This window comes from Moritella sp. F3 (assembly GCF_015082335.1).
GTDB lineage: Bacteria > Pseudomonadota > Gammaproteobacteria > Enterobacterales > Moritellaceae > Moritella.
Genome location: NZ_BLRL01000016.1, coordinates 79,375 through 98,132 on the forward strand (window position 1 = coordinate 79,375; position 18,758 = coordinate 98,132).

13 protein-coding genes are annotated in these 18,758 nt (G+C 41.2%); 3 read left to right on the forward strand and 10 right to left on the reverse strand.

The window, feature by feature from the left end:
* Window positions 1-98 precede the first annotated feature (98 nt).
* The 3 genes from JFU56_RS19740 to JFU56_RS19750 all read right to left on the reverse strand — a co-directional run bounded on the left by JFU56_RS19740 (window position 99) and on the right by JFU56_RS19750 (window position 2,353).
* Complete coding sequence (locus JFU56_RS19740; protein ID WP_198438970.1) at window positions 99-1,226, reverse strand: nickel/cobalt transporter; 1,128 nt, start codon at window positions 1,224-1,226, stop codon at window positions 99-101.
* A gap of 3 nt (window positions 1,227-1,229) precedes the next feature.
* On the reverse strand, window positions 1,230-1,916 hold the full coding sequence (locus tag JFU56_RS19745; RefSeq protein WP_198438971.1) for a DUF1007 family protein: 687 nt from the start codon (window positions 1,914-1,916) through the stop codon (window positions 1,230-1,232).
* Between the two features lie 80 nt (window positions 1,917-1,996).
* Window positions 1,997-2,353, reverse strand: coding sequence for a helix-turn-helix domain-containing protein (locus JFU56_RS19750; protein ID WP_198438972.1), 357 nt, complete (start codon window positions 2,351-2,353; stop codon window positions 1,997-1,999).
* 110 nt (window positions 2,354-2,463) lie between these two features.
* Between JFU56_RS19750 and JFU56_RS19755 the strand changes: the two genes are divergently transcribed.
* The 3 genes from JFU56_RS19755 (at window position 2,464) to JFU56_RS19765 (ending at window position 5,384) form a co-directional block, all read left to right on the forward strand.
* Window positions 2,464-3,798, forward strand: a complete 1,335-nt coding sequence (locus JFU56_RS19755; RefSeq protein WP_198438973.1) for an aldehyde dehydrogenase — start codon at window positions 2,464-2,466, stop codon at window positions 3,796-3,798.
* Window positions 3,799-3,812: 14 nt separating this feature from the next.
* Window positions 3,813-4,607 carry a 2OG-Fe(II) oxygenase gene (locus tag JFU56_RS19760; RefSeq protein ID WP_198438974.1) on the forward strand — a complete coding sequence of 265 codons (795 nt, stop codon included), beginning with the start codon at window positions 3,813-3,815 and terminating at the stop codon, window positions 4,605-4,607.
* A 147-nt stretch (window positions 4,608-4,754) separates the two neighbouring features.
* On the forward strand, window positions 4,755-5,384 hold the full coding sequence (locus tag JFU56_RS19765; RefSeq protein ID WP_198438975.1) for an SHOCT domain-containing protein: 630 nt from the start codon (window positions 4,755-4,757) through the stop codon (window positions 5,382-5,384).
* Window positions 5,385-5,499: 115 nt separating this feature from the next.
* On the opposite strand, the gene JFU56_RS19770 is transcribed toward JFU56_RS19765, so the two are convergent.
* The 7 genes from JFU56_RS19770 to JFU56_RS23125 all read right to left on the reverse strand — a co-directional run bounded on the left by JFU56_RS19770 (window position 5,500) and on the right by JFU56_RS23125 (window position 18,749).
* Window positions 5,500-7,446: an EAL domain-containing protein gene (locus tag JFU56_RS19770; RefSeq protein ID WP_198438976.1), complete on the reverse strand. Its 1,947-nt coding sequence runs from the start codon at window positions 7,444-7,446 to the stop codon at window positions 5,500-5,502.
* A gap of 4 nt (window positions 7,447-7,450) precedes the next feature.
* On the reverse strand, window positions 7,451-8,095 hold the full coding sequence (locus JFU56_RS19775) for a transglutaminase-like cysteine peptidase (protein WP_198438977.1): 645 nt from the start codon (window positions 8,093-8,095) through the stop codon (window positions 7,451-7,453).
* Between the two features lie 70 nt (window positions 8,096-8,165).
* The gene (locus tag JFU56_RS19780) at window positions 8,166-8,810 is read right to left on the reverse strand and encodes an OmpA family protein (RefSeq protein ID WP_198438978.1); all 645 of its coding nucleotides are present in this window, start codon (window positions 8,808-8,810) and stop codon (window positions 8,166-8,168) included.
* Entirely contained in the window at window positions 8,810-10,201 is a 1,392-nt protein-coding gene (locus tag JFU56_RS19785; RefSeq protein ID WP_198438979.1) for a TolC family outer membrane protein, read from the reverse strand. Before JFU56_RS19785 ends, JFU56_RS19780 begins: the two co-directional genes overlap by 1 nt.
* A 34-nt stretch (window positions 10,202-10,235) precedes the next feature.
* Entirely contained in the window at window positions 10,236-11,603 is a 1,368-nt protein-coding gene (locus JFU56_RS19790) for an HlyD family type I secretion periplasmic adaptor subunit (RefSeq protein ID WP_198438980.1), read from the reverse strand.
* Window positions 11,600-13,786 carry a type I secretion system permease/ATPase gene (locus JFU56_RS19795; protein ID WP_198438981.1) on the reverse strand — a complete coding sequence of 729 codons (2,187 nt, stop codon included), beginning with the start codon at window positions 13,784-13,786 and terminating at the stop codon, window positions 11,600-11,602. Before JFU56_RS19795 ends, JFU56_RS19790 begins: the two co-directional genes overlap by 4 nt.
* Before the next feature lie 52 nt (window positions 13,787-13,838).
* A complete protein-coding gene (locus JFU56_RS23125) occupies window positions 13,839-18,749 on the reverse strand; it encodes a type I secretion C-terminal target domain-containing protein (RefSeq protein ID WP_198438982.1) in 4,911 nt (1,636 codons plus the stop codon).
* Between the last annotated feature and the right edge of the window lie 9 nt (window positions 18,750-18,758).

Below are 18,758 nucleotides of genomic sequence, written 5' to 3' on the forward strand. Positions count from 1 at the left end.
CCAAGACATAAAAAAGCCCGAAAACATATTTTGCTACTGCCAATTAATACTGTCGTAGCTCAAGGTTTTCGGGCTTTTTTAATGATGACGGTTTATGATTAAAACATAGGAGACATACCAACAGGTCGAGACTCAAGTAATAATACCCCAAGTAATATGAGTACCAGGCCACCAACAATCGGTACAATGAATTTGCTAATACTCACTTGATTACTCGGTGTTTTACGCTGCTTTCCTGCGGATAAATAACGTCTAACCACCTGTTTACCGGTAATGGTCATAATTGCAATAGTCGATGTCGTTAGCGCCGTACCTAATGCCATCACTACCGCACTCACAATCCCTAGCCAATAAATATCCAGCATATTGGCAAATAGCAACACCATGATAGCGCCAGTACAAGGACGGATACCGATACTCAAGATGATAGCCAAATACTCTTTCATTGATGAAGCATCGTTAATTTGTTCTGAAGACACGACATGTTGATGCCCACAACCACACTTATCATCATGTACATGATCAGCTGACACTGACGCCGTAAATGCTGCTTTATGCGTATTTGTCTGCACACTTTTCTGCACATTATTATATGAATTGCTAGATGCATGCGATAGCGGTGTTAAGCGCTGAATAACGCCAATATCATGACTCTTTATTACTTTTTCATTATCTTTAACCACTCGGTACATCAACACTAGGTTACGCCAAATAATGACCACACCTAATAAAATAGCAGTATAAAAACTTAAAGGAATAAGCAGTTCAGCTTTATGGTTAATGTCTCGCATCGATGCATCAAATAACATCAATAATACCGACACCAGCCCCACAGCAACGAGTGCCTGCATCAGCGAAGATACCAAAGTGATAATCAAGCTTAACTTAACTTTAGCATCTTGCGTGGCAATATAAGTAGTCACGATCAACTTGCCATGGCCTGGGCCGACAGAGTGCAAAATACCATATAGAAAACTCATGACCATGAGCGACATACCGGCCATTAAGCCCTCATGTTTCGCCGCATATAACAACTCACTAAGTTCACTATTTATCTGCTTTTGCCACTGCATACCGGTTGTCATAAGCATAGGCCAGAGAGTCCAAATACCATAGCCAAAAATAGTAATACTCACGATGAATATGGCGAAACTTAATTTAGTAACCAAATGCGATTTAATAGCCTGTTCCTTAGTAGCCCGACGATTAGAAAATAACGATGCCATTATTTACCCCTCTATTGATATCTGCGAAGGCTGACAATTAATTGTCGCCGTTTGAGTAAACAACTCCCCAAGCGCATCATCGCGTGAAGAATCAACAGGTAAGGACATCACATACGCTAGTTGTTCAGATGTAGGTGTAGCATCAATAACCGACAACTTACAGTATTGTGCCAACTTCGGCGATAGCTGAATGCCATTTTTGGTTGGCCAACTCATATCCACGTAATAACTTGGATCATAAATGAGCAATTTAAGCGTTTTATCAGATAAAATTAAAGGCTTTTTCAATGGCAAGTAAAACGCTAACCTCGCTTTAAGCTTATCTTGCACTAACGTACCATTTTCAGCTAACGCGTATTTCACAGGCTTACCCGCTTCGTAAAAATAGGTCAGATAATGATTAGTGGTCATATTCTGCATAATAGAATCTGCAAGATCTTGTAATGCTAGTGCTTTATTCTCCACAGATAAATCTTCACCATCGAGCATATAAGCAGAAGTCATGGCATCAAATTCCCACGACATCTTAAAGCCAGTAATATATTTACCATCTCCCTGAATTTCAGTCTGCATGTCTACCCATGAATGTGGGTGAGCCACACTCGCTACGCTAGTAAAAGCCAACAACATCAGCATTATCTTTCTAAATAGATAAAAATTATCACCTATTAATTTTATATTAAAGTTCATTTTAAACTCTCTAAACGGCTATAAATAGCAAATACCACTAAGTGTTATAATATAACATTACAGAGCCAATAAGTAGATATTTATATGCCGTGTTCTTCTGACCAATCCTTCAAGCGATTTAAAATATCCAACGCGGTACGACCAAACTCGGTGATCTCATAAGTGACTGCAATAGGCCTGTCGCTTATGACTTCACGAATAACCAAACCTTGGCTTTCTAGCTCTTTTAAACGCTGATCAACCATCTTCTTACTTGCCCCACCGAGCATGCGAGACAGATCGTTAAAACGTACAGGCTCATCTTGTAAATGCCAAAGTATGGATGCTTTCCACTTTCCACCCAACATACGCATCCCACGTTCAACTGAACACGGTTCAGCACATGCATTTACAACTTTCTTTTTGCCGTTAGCCATTGTTTCTACTATTGTTTTCATTATTCACCACTAGGTTACTAAAAGTATACTGGTTGCTTTTATATCCTAGTATATCAAAATAGCCTACATAAACACCTTATAAACTTATTGTATATTCAGGAATGACCCAGATGCCAACGTTAACTTCTTATGAACCAATCAGTCGTGCTGCTATCGGCACGGTGAACATGACTACTGCAGAACAACTACCCACGTTAGTTAGTGCTGCTCAACAAGCACAACGAGACTGGGCAACGTTATCGTTAGGTATGCGTCAACAACAACTCAACCGCGCATTTCAACAGCTAACGCCAGTGCAAGATCAGTTGGCGACATTAATCAGCCAAGAAATGGGCAAAGACTATCGTCGTGCAACTTATGAAGCTGGCGGTACCATCCAAAGTGCGAACTATTTTACTGATGAAATTGCTCAAGCACTGGCACCTGAGCGTTTAGATCGTAATACCGAATTACAATATCGACCGCTAGGTATTGTTGCCGTCATTGCACCTTGGAATTATCCTTTAGCCATGGCCAACAATTTGTTAATGCCTGCGTTAATGGCTGGCAACGCAGTGATCTTAAAGCCTTCGGAAGAAACCCCCTTAGTCGCCGAATTATTTGTTAATACCCTCAATAAAGTACTGCCCAAGGGGCTATTACAACTTGCCCATGGTGATGCTGAAACAGGCAAGGCATTAGTGGCCAGCGCCATTCATATGGTGGCGTTTACTGGTTCAATGGCTACTGGCAAGCATATTATGGCGAGCGCAGCACCAGCATTGAAACGATTGGTGATGGAGCTTGGTGGTAACGATCCAATGATCGTGATGGCAAGTGCTGACATTAATGCAGCGGTACAATTTGCGGTAGCCAGCTCCTTTGAGAATGCAGGGCAGATGTGTACATCTACCGAACGCGTTTATGTTGATGCCCGTATAGCAGCAGAATTTGAACGAAAAGTAGTGGCGCTAGCACGACAATATCAAGTCGGGGCTTGGGATAAACCACGGGTGAATATTGGCCCTCTCGTTAATCCATTACAACATCAAAAAGTATTAGCGCAATTACAAGATGCGACGCAAAAAGGCGCGCAATTACTCTTGGGTCGAGATGATTATCCATTACCTTTTATTCAACCAACAGTCGTCACGGGCATGACTGCCGAGATGAGCCTAGAACGCGAGGAAACATTTGCTCCCGTTGTAGCGATTAGTCACTTTAATCATATTGATGAGGCGATCTGCCGTGCTAACGATAGCCCATATGGTTTAGGCGCAGTAGTATTTGGTGGCCAAGGTGCTGCGGCAGTCGCAGAACAACTAGAGGCTGGCATGGTTGGCGTTAATCAAGGCGTCGGTGGCGGCGCAGCACCTTGGGTTGGCGCGAAACAAAGTGGCTTTGGCTTTCATGGTACCGCGGCAGGCCATCGTCAATTTGCCCAAGTACGCGTTATCAGTAAATAATAAGGGTTGATAAAATGAATTTAAAACCAAGTAATACAGACATGAGTAAAAGTGACTTTTTTGTCGCTGCCTATGAAGCCGGTGCTGAGCACCCAGCTCTACCGACATGGGCAAGCAGCAAGGATAATTTAGCGACATTATCATCGTTAACTACCAACAGCATATTAAAGAAGTCCATATCGCAAGTACCCGGCGCATTTCAACTATTAAATGTCTTTTCACCAGAGGAATGTCAGCGACTTATCAATACCAGCGAAGCAATGGGTTACTTAGCCGATGCAGCTGTATCCTTGCCCCGTGATGTACGCCATAACGATAGCCTCACTTGGGTTGTAGATAAACAAACAGACGCTATCATTTGGAACCGCGTAAAACATTTAATGACTGATGATGAAGGTATCTTCGATAATAAACCTGCGGTCGGCATTAACGCTCGTTTTCGATTCTATCGTTACAGTAAAGGCGATTACTTTAAGCCTCATTCAGATGGTTCTTGGCCTGGTAGTCGCGTCATTAACAATAAATTAATTGCCGACTCTTATGGCGACCGCTATAGCCAAATGACCTTCCTGATCTTGCTCTCTGAAGATTTTGATGGTGGTGCGACTCGGTTCTTAGTCAATGCCAATGATGCAAGTCAACCGGCTCGCCGCGGTGACCAGGTCGCAAAAGTAGATATTCGTACGCCAGCAGGGAGTATTTTATGTTTCCCGCATGGCATGCACCCATTACATTGCATCCACAGCTCAGAGCCAATTTATCATGGCGTCAAATACATCATTCGTAGTGATGTGTTATTTGCATTATAAAAATATAAATTAAGATAGGCTGGGTTAGATTTCAATTTAAAAACTAATCCCATTCCTGTATGGTGAAGCACAATAAATTATAAATTGACTGCAGCCAGTTAAAAGACACTGTAATCAACACCATTTGTACGATATCAGGGAATAGTTATGAAAATTATCAGCCAAAAAATGCGTAAATTATTATTGGTTATCGCGTTACCCGTATTAGCTTCAGGCTGTGCAGGTAATATCGAAAAGCTAAATGCAGACACGGAATTTGGTCCTGCACCGCAAGCTTACCAACAAACCATTAAAGATTATTTTGCTGAAGAGTTGAATAACCCAGAAGTGGCTGAGTATGTTATTAGCGAACCAATGAAATTTTATCGTTCACAGCCATCAGTTGCAGGCTTAGGTGGTGGTGTTAAATGGCATGCTTGGGTTGCAGAAGTTGGTATTCCCGGTAAAGCTATTTTCAAATACTTATCAAGCAATAATAACGAGCTAACACATTACTATGTTCGTTTTGAAGGTAATAACATCGATACTGTATATGATGGTAAGGGTTATGATTCATTAAAAAATGAAACTGGCTTTACCGTTGGTGAATACGCAAGTATCGACAACATTACGGTTACGGCTGAAACAGCAAAAGTAATTAAAACAGAAAAAGCAGCTGAAGAAGAAGAGCTAATGAACAGCTTTGAATCTATTCGCGCATTAAACAAGCTATATAAAGAAGGCATTATTACTGAAGAAGAGTATAGCCTGAAGAAGAAAGCTATTTTAAAGATCTAATTTTATTTAAAATACAGCTCTAAATAAAACGCCAAAATATCAATGCTGATATTTTGGCGTTTTTTCTACTTCTACTCTAAAATACCTTACTCAAATCCAGTCATAAGCCTTATTTTCAATTCATGCTAGCGACATCATTCATACTCATCACATCTTCAGGTGCAGAAATATAACCTTGGTACCCTGCCGCCCGTAATGATTGTATTTGCTCTAATTGCTGCTGATCTTCAATTGCAGTCATGATCACTTCAATATTAAGCCCTTTAGCAATGTTAACTAACGCGCGACATAACTCGTTATTTTGTTGGTTATTACTGTAAAAAGCCAACGATTGGTCTAATTTCACATAATGCGGTTTTAACTGCTGTAGATAACTTAATGAGCCCATCTGACGACCACAATGGTCAATACCAAGCTGAGCACCGCCAGCACGGATCAAGTCTGCTAGCTGTGTACATTCAGCTAAATTATTATTCGCACCGAACTCAGGAATTTCAAAGTAAATTTTCTCGGCAAACTTCGTGTTCTGCAAAAATGTGGTTAACCAAGTATGGAATGTAGGATCCTGTAAACTATCGTGCGTTAAATTTATCGCAACAGGTTCACTGTTAATGTCCAAAATCCCCTGCTCAACAACCGACTCTAATAAACAGCGATCGAGCTGACTACCTAATGACAGCAACTCTACATACGGCATAAATTGGCCTGCGCGTACTTGCTTACCATCAATGTTCAATCGGCAATATAGCTCACGTTGTAATACCTCGTGACTTTCGCTATCCAACACAGACTGCCACTGAAATACAAACTGGTTTTTATTAATCGCAGTCACTAAACGATCACGCCACTGTTCACGATTAAACTCTTGTTGATTTCGACTATCAAACCAACTGCTGGCAATATTAGACGCAACAGCTTGCTGTAACGCGTTGTCAGCTTGCGATAATAACTCACTGCTTTTCATATCAAGCGTACGCTCTGTCACACCAATGGCAAAACCACGATTTGGTGCACAACCTGCTTTAGACATCTCTTGATTGATCAAACGGATCAATGATTGTAAGTATAAATTAATATCCTGACGTTCGCCCTTCGTGATCAATAAAGCAAACTCAGTGTTAGAGATACGTGCAATCACGCTTTCTGCGATTGGCGGTAATTGCTCCTGCATCCGCAGCGCCAATACTCGGATTGATTCATCACGAACTTGATAACCGTATTTACTGTAGATCTCTTCCAGCCAATCCATTTTAACTAATAACAAACCACCATAACCGGGTTCCGTTAACCAACTATTAATTTGTCCAGTGAGGTATTGGCGATTAGGTAAATTAGACACGCCATCGATCAAGTTATCACGACGTAAACTATCCACTTCATTATCTAAGGTATTAAACACTTGCTTAAGCTGTCCTGACATCGAATTTATCGCCTTAACAACGGTTTTCAATTCAGCTGTTTTTGGCAATGCCATATCAGGGTTAAATACCCGCTGTGCTATCTCACTTGCATGAATAGCAATGTCGTTTAGTGGTGTTAATAATGCCTTCAATCTAAAATGTAATACCAAAATAGACATTAAAAATAAAATCGATATAACTAACAAGGTATTATTCATCACTCGCCATAACTCGCGGTAGCCTAAACCAGGGTGTGCTTCAATCTTCAAGTTGGCAAGCTGTAACCATCCCGATGTAATGACCGTCTCACTGCTTTGGCTGGTAAACAAATCCAAATCAATAAACCATTGCGGTACCCCTTCCACTAAGACAGGGTTTTCCCACTCTTGAACCTGCTGATCAGCTAACCAAGTCAAGCTGACTTTACGATAAAATCCGCCTTCAAAGATCACGTTAACTAAAGTTTCTGCGGCAACCATATCACCTGTTTGTAAATGTGGTTTTAGCATCAAACTTAACGATGTACTGGCATTATTCAGCTCTGACTCCATTTGATTGGCCATAAAGTGACGAGTTTCAGTAAACTGAAAGTAAGCTAAGCTTGCCATCACTAATACAAAAAGGCCAAATAACAACGAGTAGATCTGTTTAAACAAGGTCATTCCATTACTCCAAACTCAGCTTTGCTTGCTTAAGGTTTAGCAAGCCCATGCGCTGATTTAAATTACTCCAACGTTTTAAACGTTGTGATTTACCGGCCAAAACACCTTGGCCTTTTTCTTTGTTTAGCCATAACTGCTTACCGTTAAAACTGTATACCGGCAGCAAATCATTACGCTGATCCGCAGGTTTTATCTCGCCATCAATATTATCCAAAATCAGTGGTACTGAGCCAGGTGTTGGATAATAGGCAACGACCATATGATACTGGTTTAGCGTTAAGGACTTAACCATGGTAATTCGCATTTTTTCATCCGCGACACCTAGCTCTAACAGACTGAAATATTTAGCGATTGCAAAATCTTCACAATCACCACCGTTCACACCAATAAATTCGATTGGCGTTGCCCAATAGTTTTCAACCCCCCACAGTTTAATATCATCAATAAACCGTAGTTGATTAAAAAAACCATTTACCTGAGCCAGTTTATCAGCGTTAGACGCATCACTCGCGCTAGCCATAATCGTCAACCAAGCACGACCTCGTAGCCCGGCTCGTTGACCATAATTATCAGTCAGCGCAGCCACAATTTTTTGATTATTCAGCTTAGGCACTGATTTCGCTGGTAAACCGAAAACCAGAAATAACATCAGCAGAGCTGTTAACTTAACGAATCGGATACATCCATCCCATGGAAAACGAAACTAATAACACTCACAATTAAAGTGTTTTATCAACACTGTAAATAGTCCATTTCATATCTTGAGTTAAATTTTCACCGCTTAATTCCGCAACAATGCGGCGATTACGCTTATGTGCCGACTTGCTATTACCTTCATCAAGTAAACGTTCAAAACCATAACCAATCGACGATACGCGTGACGTAGATACACCAAATCGATTCACTAACAAATCCATCACAGCTTGTGCTCGGCGCTGTGATAAATCCATATTTAATGCCGCACTACCTTGCTTACTCGAATGACCTTCAATAATCACATCCAAGTCTGGATAGCGAGACATAAAGTCAGCAAGTTCTTTAATATCACTAAAATACCGCGCTGAAATAACCGCAGAGTTATTATCAAAATTAACCCTTAATTCCTGCCTAACAGTATTGACGGTATCACCACCACAGCCGCTATTATCGACTTGAGAACCGAGTACTGAGTTTAAACACTGCTCACGATAAGTAATGACCCCGTCAGCATCATCATCACTGAGATCATTTTCTTGCAACTGTAGCTCTGGCATCGCGATCGTTTCTGTTGGCGTTGATGGCGCAGCTGCAGTCGCTTGTAATTCTGCGATAGTTTCACAACCTAGCAGCAGAAAGCTCATTATAAAAATGCTTAATAATTTCATTACTCAACGCCTCCTGCGTATTGATTTTCACCTTGCCACACAGCAGGTCGGGTCACTCTTAACGAATCTAATAGTTGGCCAGTGGCATTTAATAAACGATATTGAGTAACAATTTCATCAAACTCAGCATCAACAAATTCTTTTCGCGCTTCAAATAATTCATTTTCGGTATCAAGCAGATCAAGAAGACTACGCTGCCCCAGTTTAAACTGTTGTTCATAAGCCGCTTGAGAGTCTTTCGAGGCTATAACATGCTCTTTAATGTACTGCATCTGCAAACCTAATAGCTCATGCGCATTCCAAGCTAACGTAAACCCTTCCGTGATTTGACGATGCACACTACGATTAATCTCACTCGCTTCGGTGATCTTGTATGCCGTTTCTTTCGCTAACGCTTTGTCTTTACCACCCGCATACAAGTTATAAGACAAACGCACCATCGCAGTGACATCATTACTATGGCCACCGACGCCATTACCATCGACACCATCAAGGTCATTATTAAAATTGGCATCGACTTCAAACGTCACTTTCGGGTAATAATTCGACTTGGCAGCATCATGCTGATAACGCGCCGAGGTAATATCATTATTCGATGATTTAACGACAGGATGATTAACGAGGGCATCACGTAAACCCGTTTCACGATTGACTGGTAACAGTTCTATATCAGGAATAGGGACGACTAAATTATCCGGTCGCTGATCTGTCACTCGAATGAATTGCGCTTGCTTATCCAAATAATTATTCTTTGCTGAAATAACATTAGACTGTGCACGCGCCAACCGGCCTGTGATTTGTGATAAATCAGCAATACTGCCTAAACCCGAGCTGGTACGTTCTTCGATTTGACCAAAAATAGTTTTATGCGTCGATAAATTACGCTCAGATAATTCTAAAATGCGCTGACTCTTTAGTAGGTCGGTATACACTTTAGTAACATCTAATGCGACATCTTCAGCGGTGCTAAATAAACGCCATTGTTCTGCACTCGTCGCATAACTTGTACGGCTAATATCACTACTGGTTTGGAAACCACTAAATAAACTTTGTTTAAGGCTGACACCAAACTCACCGCGATTAAGATCTTTAGTTTCATCTGCTGTAGCACGTGTCCCAGGGCTATTAGTATATTCATAACCATAACCAGCGGTCACATCAATGCTAGGTAAATAACCCGCTTCAGCTTGCTGGACTTGTTCTTCGCGCACTTTAAATTTAGTAAAAGCAATGCGAATATCTGGATGAGTGCTTAATGTCATCGCTACCGCTTCTTCTACAGACTGTGCATTAACAGCTGCAGACCAGCCAATCACAGAGCACATAAGCGCTGGGTAAAATAACCCTTTAGTGAACAATTTAGGCTGACATAAAGTGTCGCTAATTGGCATCTTGTTGTCCTTATAATATGTATTCATGTGCAATTTAAAGCTCCCTGAGCGCCACTGCTTTGGCTCTCAACACTGGATTTAGTATGTACTCAAGTACAGTTCGTTTACCGATGATGACATCAACAGAGGTCATCATTCCTGGAATAATCGGCATTTCATGATTGCCCTGAATATCAGAAATATCCGTCCTAACGCGAATAATATAAAAGCTATTACCGTCTTCATCTTGCGTCGTATCAGCACTGATGTGCTCAACAACCCCTTTTAAACCGCCATAGCGAGTGAAATCATAAGCCGTTATTTTTACCACCGCAGCTAAACCTAAATGAACAAAGGCAATATCCTTAGGCTTAATCTTGGCTTCAATTAATAACTTATCTTCTGTTGGTACTATCTCTAGCAAAGCTTGACCAGGCTGAACCACACCACCTAGAGTCCTAATATGGATTGTTTTAATTGTGCCAACGACTGGTGAGACAATCAGGGCTTTATTAACCTTATCTTCCACGCCCACTTTAGCTTCTGTTATGCGAGAAAACTTACTTTGTAATTCATTTAGTTGTGCTCTGGCATCCGCGCGATAATTTAGCACAGCCTCACGTCGCTTAAGCACCGCTTCGGCCATCTCTGACTTTAACTTTGGTACCATCAACTTAATTGAATTTAATTCACCCTTAATACTATTAACGCTGCGCTCTAACTTAAGTAGTTCAACCTCAGAAATGATAAATTTTTTCGCTAATGGCCGCGTTAGTTCTAACTCACGAGCGGCGAGTTTATAACTTATTTCAAGGGTTTTAATCTTCGATTTTAATTCTTGTTTTTCTTCAACACGTTGTTGGATCTGTTGCCCTTGAATCGCGACCAGATTCGTTAAGCTATCTAATCGAGCGCGATATTCATCTTGCTGGCGCGTCACTAAATACGGTAAGTTTTTTTGTAAATCATCAGGGAAAATAAGTGCCGTTTTCGTTATCTTAATTTGTAATTTCCAATTCGGTACATCGGCTACCAAGATACTGCTCAATTCGCTACGCAACCGAATAATGTCAGCACGTAAACTATCAACTTCCTGACGTTGTTGCGCTAGATCTGCTCTAAAACGGGTATCATCGATACGCGCTAAAGCTTGGTTATTCGTCACTAATGCACCTTCTTGTACATATAGTTCTTGTAAAATACCACCATCCAAACTCTGGATTATTTGGATTTGAGAAGAAGGAACCACCTTTCCCATACCTGTGGTAACACGATCTAACTTGGCAAAATAAGCCCAAACGATAAAGCTAAATACAAAAGCGGTCACGGCCCATATTGTTAATCGATGAATACGCGGGCTTTGCGTTAACAACGCACCATAAACGTCATCTGCCATCTCGAGATCTTGCTTACTTATTTTCATTGTGTCGCTCCTGGAACTAAAGCACCACTTTTAAGCTTTTCAAGAATGAGTGCTTTTGGACCATCAGCGACTAAGCGACCTTTATCTAATACAATTATTCGGTCAACCAATTGTAATAAATGCATTTTATGTGTAATCAACAATAGTGTACGATCTTTAGCAATGAGTTGCATTGAGTTAATAAATTGCTTCTCAGAGCGTGCATCAAGGCTGGCTGTCGGTTCATCTAATAACAGAATCTGTGGGTCATTTAAGATTGCTCGCGCCAACGCAATAGACTGACGCTGACCACGAGATAGGGCTTTACCGCCTTCACCGACTTGTTGATCTAGGCCTTGAGAGTCAAGATCGGTAAACATATTCACACCAGAGAACTGCACTGCTCGGATCAATTGATATTCAGTGATTTGTTTCGCACCAAACAAAATATTTTCTTTAATCGTACCGTGGAACAAGGTGATATCTTGTGGTAAATAGCCGAAGTTACGGCGTAGATCACTCGGGTGGATCTGTTGTTGACTCATGCCATCAAACTGCAAACTGCCTGTGGTTGGTTGGTATAAGCCTAATAATAATTTAGCTAAGGTACTTTTCCCCGAGCCGTTACGACCAATGATCGCGACTTTCTCACCTGGTTTAATTTGTAAAGACAGAGGGTATAAGCTCGGTTTATCAATGTCTGGATAACTAAAACCAAGTTGTTCTAAACCTATTCTACCTTCGAGTTTATTGCGACTTGGGAGATGTGCTTTATCTTCAAACTCATCAACTTGCTCCATGATCGCATCGAGTTGACGCATTGCACTGATGGTTTGATTAGAACGAGTCATTAGTGAAGCAATCTTAGCCATTGGTGAAATAGCACGACTAGATAACATCACTGCGGCAATGATTGCCCCCATCGAGATCTCGTTTTCAGCAACGCGATATACCCCTAATACGACAACCCCAATCACAGACACTTGCACAATCAAGCTCGCCACATTTGCAACAGAATTAGTGATCACTTTCGCTTTAAGCTGCCAAGTAGATATGTGCCCAAGCATTTGTTGCCAGCTTTGTTGTACTACACCTTCAGCGCCGTTGGCTTTAATCAGTTCTAGAACAGAGAGGCTTTCCACTAAATGGCCATGGCGTAGGCTAGAAAATTTATTGCTTTCTTCAATCGCATTACGTAAACGGGGTTGTATCATTAAGGTATAACCAATTATCAGCAAGGTAGCGATAACCGAGAACATAGCTAAGTCTCCGGCAACGAGCCAGATAATAGCCATGAATAAGATAGCGAAAGGTAAATCAACTAAGGCTGTAATCGTCGCGGAAGATAAAAATTCCCGTACACTATCAAACTCGCTGAGTTGTTTGGCCATACCACCGACACTCGATGCGCGTTTTTCTAATGGCATGCCAATCACTTTAGCAAATAGTTTCGCAGAGGTTTCTAAATCAACTTTTTTACCCGCGACATCGATAAGATAGCCACGTAACTGCTTCATGATGAAGTCAAAAATATAAGCAACCGTTGCACCAATAGCTAAAACCCAAAGTGATTCAAACGCTAAATTAGGCACGACTTTATCATATACGTTCATGACGAATAGCGGTGATACTAAGGCAAATAAGTTAACCAATACCGAGGCAATAATAACGTCACGATAAATAGAACTCGAAGATTTAACCGTTTGCCATAACCAATGTTTTTTAGTGTCATGCAGGTGAACATCAAATTCACGATCACCGTGGTATTGTTGTTTAACTAAAAACAGATAACCAACATAGATGGCTTCTAATTCAACGATAGTCAGTAATACTTCGCCACCCGTTTCAGGCATGGAGATAACAGCTTTATCAGCGCCAAAATCTAACTCTTGTAACACACAAGCTTGCTGGTCTTTTAACAGTAAAATACACGGCAATAACATGCGTGGTAATTCATTCAACCCTTTTTGACTTAATTTTGCACTTAAGCCAGCTCGAGATGCAGCTTGAGGCACCAGTTCAGGAGACAAATGGGCGCCCGATATAGATAAGCCAGCCGTCAACGATTCACCCGAACATGGGTTACCAAAATGCTCAGTCAATAAAATTAAACAATCCAGCAGTGGATCCTCAACAACCTGTTGAGAAGGATGGATATTCCACTGTGGTGTTGACGCTGTATTGGTTACTGCCTGCACTGCCATTTATTCCCTTAAATTTAACTACTATCATTCAATGACTAAAAGTTGAAATGGTTTAGAAAACCAATGGGTCGTCTAAGTCATTCAATATACTATTTATACCTTCTGGGCTGGTAAGGTCGACATTACTATAAGCAGTACTTAAGTCAACATTATCTAAAATGATCACTTGGCTGATACCGGCGCCATTACCTTCAGTGTGAATATTGATCGTTGTCGTAACACTACCATCACTTTCATTTGTAAAGCTCATGTCTAAATAATTGCTTAGATCATCACTTCCAACACCTTGCAGTAAATCACTCAAATCTAACTTACCTTCAGCAATATCAAAATCGGTAATGTGATCAGTAGCTGGAGCTTGCTCTGTACCTTGATCACCATCAAACCACACTGCTGTATCAATACCAGCACCACCTGTAAGTATATCATCACCACTACCACCGATTAGCGTATCTTCGCCGTCACCACCAATTAATGTATCTCCCCCCTCTTGACCCATGAGTAAGTCATCACCAGTACCGCCTCTTAAATCATCGCTATTAGCACCACCAACTAAAGCGTCATCACCGCCATTACCAATTAATATATCTGCACTGTCACTACCGAGTAAAATCTCATCGAGTTTACTACCGGTAATAGTTAAACCACTAACTTCTTTAAAGTTGACTGTTGCTTGATCGTTTGCATCATTATTATTTAATGTATAGTCGAAACTAACGTCGTCAAGGTTATTACCTGAAGTAACTGTTACTTCAACCATATCGTACTGCGAATTATGAGTAATAACTGTTGTGTCCGTCTCATTGCTAATCGCTGAGATATTACCTGATAAACCTTTCGTATCGTTATGCAGCAATGCCAATGTCGGAATTTCTAATATAGTTAATCCGTTTTGATTGGTTAAGATTAAATCACGGTTAGCGTCAAGATTGGCTTGATACTCCAAATTGATAATCATATCAAGCTGCGTACTATCACCATCGTTATCTACAATAGTAATATTGAAAATATCTTGTTCGCCAGTGATACTTTTATCTAACTCAATTTTGTAACTATATTCTAATGTCGCTAAATCTAAGGTCAGCGTGCCACCTTTAGCTGTATCGATTGATATTTCAGACGTTGCATCACCCGGTTGATAGTAATAAGTAACGCCATCAATTGTAATTTCGGATATAAAGCCGCCATCAGCACCTAGAGCAGCGCCAGCATTACCACTCGCCGCTAACAATGAAACATTACCACTAAGAATTCCGCTATCAATTGTGCTTAATAAAGTATCAGATAACTCCACAGCTGACGATATTCTAATTGTGTTCGGTTCAACATCACCATTTTCATTAGTATTCGGATAGCCAATCGGATTTAACTCGTTTAGTGAGGTAGAACCGCCAATGCCAATCGAGAATGACGTATCGATATTGTTATTATCAATAAAGTTTTCCCAAGCTATTTTGGCAGTAGTATCAATACCGTGATTTGAACTAGGAGCACCATCAGAGATGAAATAAACAAGTGATTTATCTGCGATATTCCCTTGCGGAACTTGGTAATTATCCATCACGGAATCAAGCGCTTTATCGTAGTGTGTACCGCCTCCGGTCTGAATTCCATCTAAGTAGTTACTAGCCTCATTAAGATCATCTTCAAACCACTCAGACTCTATAACACTACTACTAAAAGTAACAAATTGAACATTCACATTACCTACTTTATCGTATTCAGAAAGCATGCTAGCAATAGCTTCTTTAGCTAAATCCATACGGCTAGGTCCAGAATTTCCCGCTGCAGCACTTCCCATTGAACCAGATTTGTCTAACACTACGATTAAGTTAACTGTGTATGCTTCGGATGCGGCTTCAAGAGTTAATTCGACATCATTAGCAACCGGAGCATCATCAACAATATTCACGTCAAATTGTGCAGTGGTTTGATGGCCACTGCTTTGATCTGTCAATTGATAAGTAATCGAGTCTGTTGTTCCATCACCAGCTACATTAACGGCAGTATCGAGTGTGTAGGTGTAATCGCCCGCCCTATTGCTACCATCATCTGCAACATAAACAACCAGTGTACCTTGATCCATACTCACAGTTATCGTTGATGCTCCTGCGCTAGCCGTAATACCATCGACCGCTGTAATCATTGTTGACGCGCCAATGCCAGCATCATTATCGAGTAAGTTACCAGTAAGGGCTGTAACCGAACTACCTTCTGACGTTCCGCCTGTTAATCCAGATTCAAACACAGTGCCACTATCATCAAATGCTGTTGAATCACCTGCATGCTCAACCGTCAAAGTTGCTTCGCTCGTATCTCCATCAGAATCGGTAATCACATAATCGAACGTTTCATCATCAACATTACCAGAGTCACCTTGTAACGTTGCACCGGTTAATACAAATCTGGAGTTACCTGTCGGGGTAATTGAAATGTAACTAACATCGCTACCAAATTGCAGCGTTTCGGTGACATTTTGATTTCCTGAACCACGAACATCACGGAATCCAATAACATTGCCGCCCGCGTCATAACCATAAACCCTTGCATACTCGACAGTGTTGAGTTGGCCAAAACTTAGACTAATGTTGTTTGTACTAGTGCCTAGCGACAATATCAGCGAGTCATCATCGTTAATAACGGCACCACTACCACTAGCGACACCAATACCATTGGTATTAGAGTTAGAGTGAGCATTATTAGGTGTACCAACTAAATTATTCACGTTTAGTCCGACATGGATCGCATCGCCAGTGTAAACGTCATAAGCATCAGCAGTACTTCCATACAAACCATGGATATCAATTCCAGCATTAGTCCAGCTAGGTGATTCAAGATTTCCGCTAGCAACCTTAGTTTCAGACAGCGTAGAAGTATAAACATAGCTACCATCATCTTGGAATGTTATCGTGCCATTAGTTGTATTCAGAGTTAACTCACCGTTAAGGAAACCTTGGCCATTAACCTCCGTTAAACTAACAGTATCGACACTGACTTGATCTTCACCATCAGTTTGCCCGCCAGCACCTGTAATAACATTACCGTAAATAGTACCGCCGTAACCAACGCTATCAAGATCATCAACTGCAGTAGGTTCACTGTCTAAGACGATAACATCAAGTTGAATAGTTGTTGATGCCGTCTCATTACTGCCAGTACCGTTAGTCTCTGTTGACGTAGCTGTGAAGCTTAAAGTATGCGTAATAGAGATACCTGTAGCTGTGCCATTGAAAGTTAGCTCGGCGAGGCTCCAATCACTGATATCAATGTCACTGCCATCGCTGGTCACTGAGTTAGTACCATCGCTTATGACAGCGCCAATCGGAACACCACTAACAACGAGACCAAGGGACTCAGAGCCATCGACATCAACAAGCGCAGCAGTTACTGTCGATAGTTGGATATCCTGCCCTTCCATTCCTTCATTTAAGCGAACTGGATAGAAGCCTCCATCATTATTAACGTCATTATGACCGCTATGTTGCGCACCTAAACTGTTGATTTCATCGATGTCTTTATAAGTTGGTAACACAGATAATTCTTGTGCTGAACCACCGTTAACTTTAACGCTAACATCATAAGACCCAACACCAGAGCCGTTATAACCATACATTTCAAAACTATAATAGCCAGATTCAGCAGGCGTATAAGCAGAAGATGTATAATTACCCCAGCTGTCATACCCTTGAGAAAATACGACATCCCCACCGATTTCCATATGGAAGGTATCGTCACGATAGCCAGTAAATTCATAGCTTGTTCCCGCTTCCAAATACACTAAACCTGTCGCTCGAACAGCTGTATCTGTAGGTAAATTTATTCGACCGCCATTATCAGTTAACTCTGATAAACTACCTGTCGAAGTGGGTGTTTCATTAGCAAGCGCCTGTTCCATATAACCCGCGTTTGAGCCGGATACTTCAGCGATAGTAAAAGCAGTTACATTACTAAATGTTTCAACGAGTAAGCCCGAACCTTGCGGTGGTATGTAATCTGCAGGGTCAATGACGTTATTAGAAAGCGTAATTGTTGGTGCATCAGCAACAGCTTCAACATTTACTGAACCTGTAGCTGAATTACTCCATTCATGACCATCAGAAACACTAAATTCAAAGCTACTGTAATCTGAACCCGATTCATGTTCGTCATTAACAAACCTTAAATTACCATCATTAATATCACTGATTGATATTTCCAGTCCTTCAGTAACGTTAACCCAGGTATTGCCTACGAATACTTGAATGTCACCTTCTGAAGCTAAAGAATCAATACGCACACTAGCTAATGTATCGCCTTGGGTATCTGTAAAGTTAAAGTCCGTTTCATTAAATATATAAGCAACGTCTTCAACCAAATTAATAATACTATCGACAGTCGTTGGCGCAGCATTGATGATCAACTCACTATTGGTGCTATCAATAGATTCGTTTCCTGCACTATCAGTCACAGTTGCTTCAACATTGTAAGTTTGGCCATCTACAAATGCCGCTAAAACGCCACTATCAACAGATGCTGTTTGTGTATTAATACTCCAATTCCCGTTGGTCACTGTCACGTTGTTATATGTCGCGCCGTTCACTGTAATTGACAGTGATTCACCGTCTGCAATAACCGCTGAGCCAGTAATCACAGGGCTCGTGTCACTTGTCGTTTGCGCGATCACTGTCGGCACGCTTGGCGCCGTGGTGTCTATCGTGACTTCACCGCTGGTTGTATCAACCGCAGTGTTGCTGGCTGCATCAGTAACCGTCGCTGTTACATCATAAGTTTCACCATCTACAAATGCCGCTAAAACGCCACTATCAACAGATGCTGTTTGTGTATCAATGCTCCAGTTCCCGTTGGTCACTGTCACGTTGTTATATGTCGCGCCGTTCACTGTAATTGACAGTGATTCACCGTCTGCAATAACCGCTGAACCAGTAATCACAGGGCTCGTGTCACTTGTCGTTTGCGCGATCACTGTCGGTCA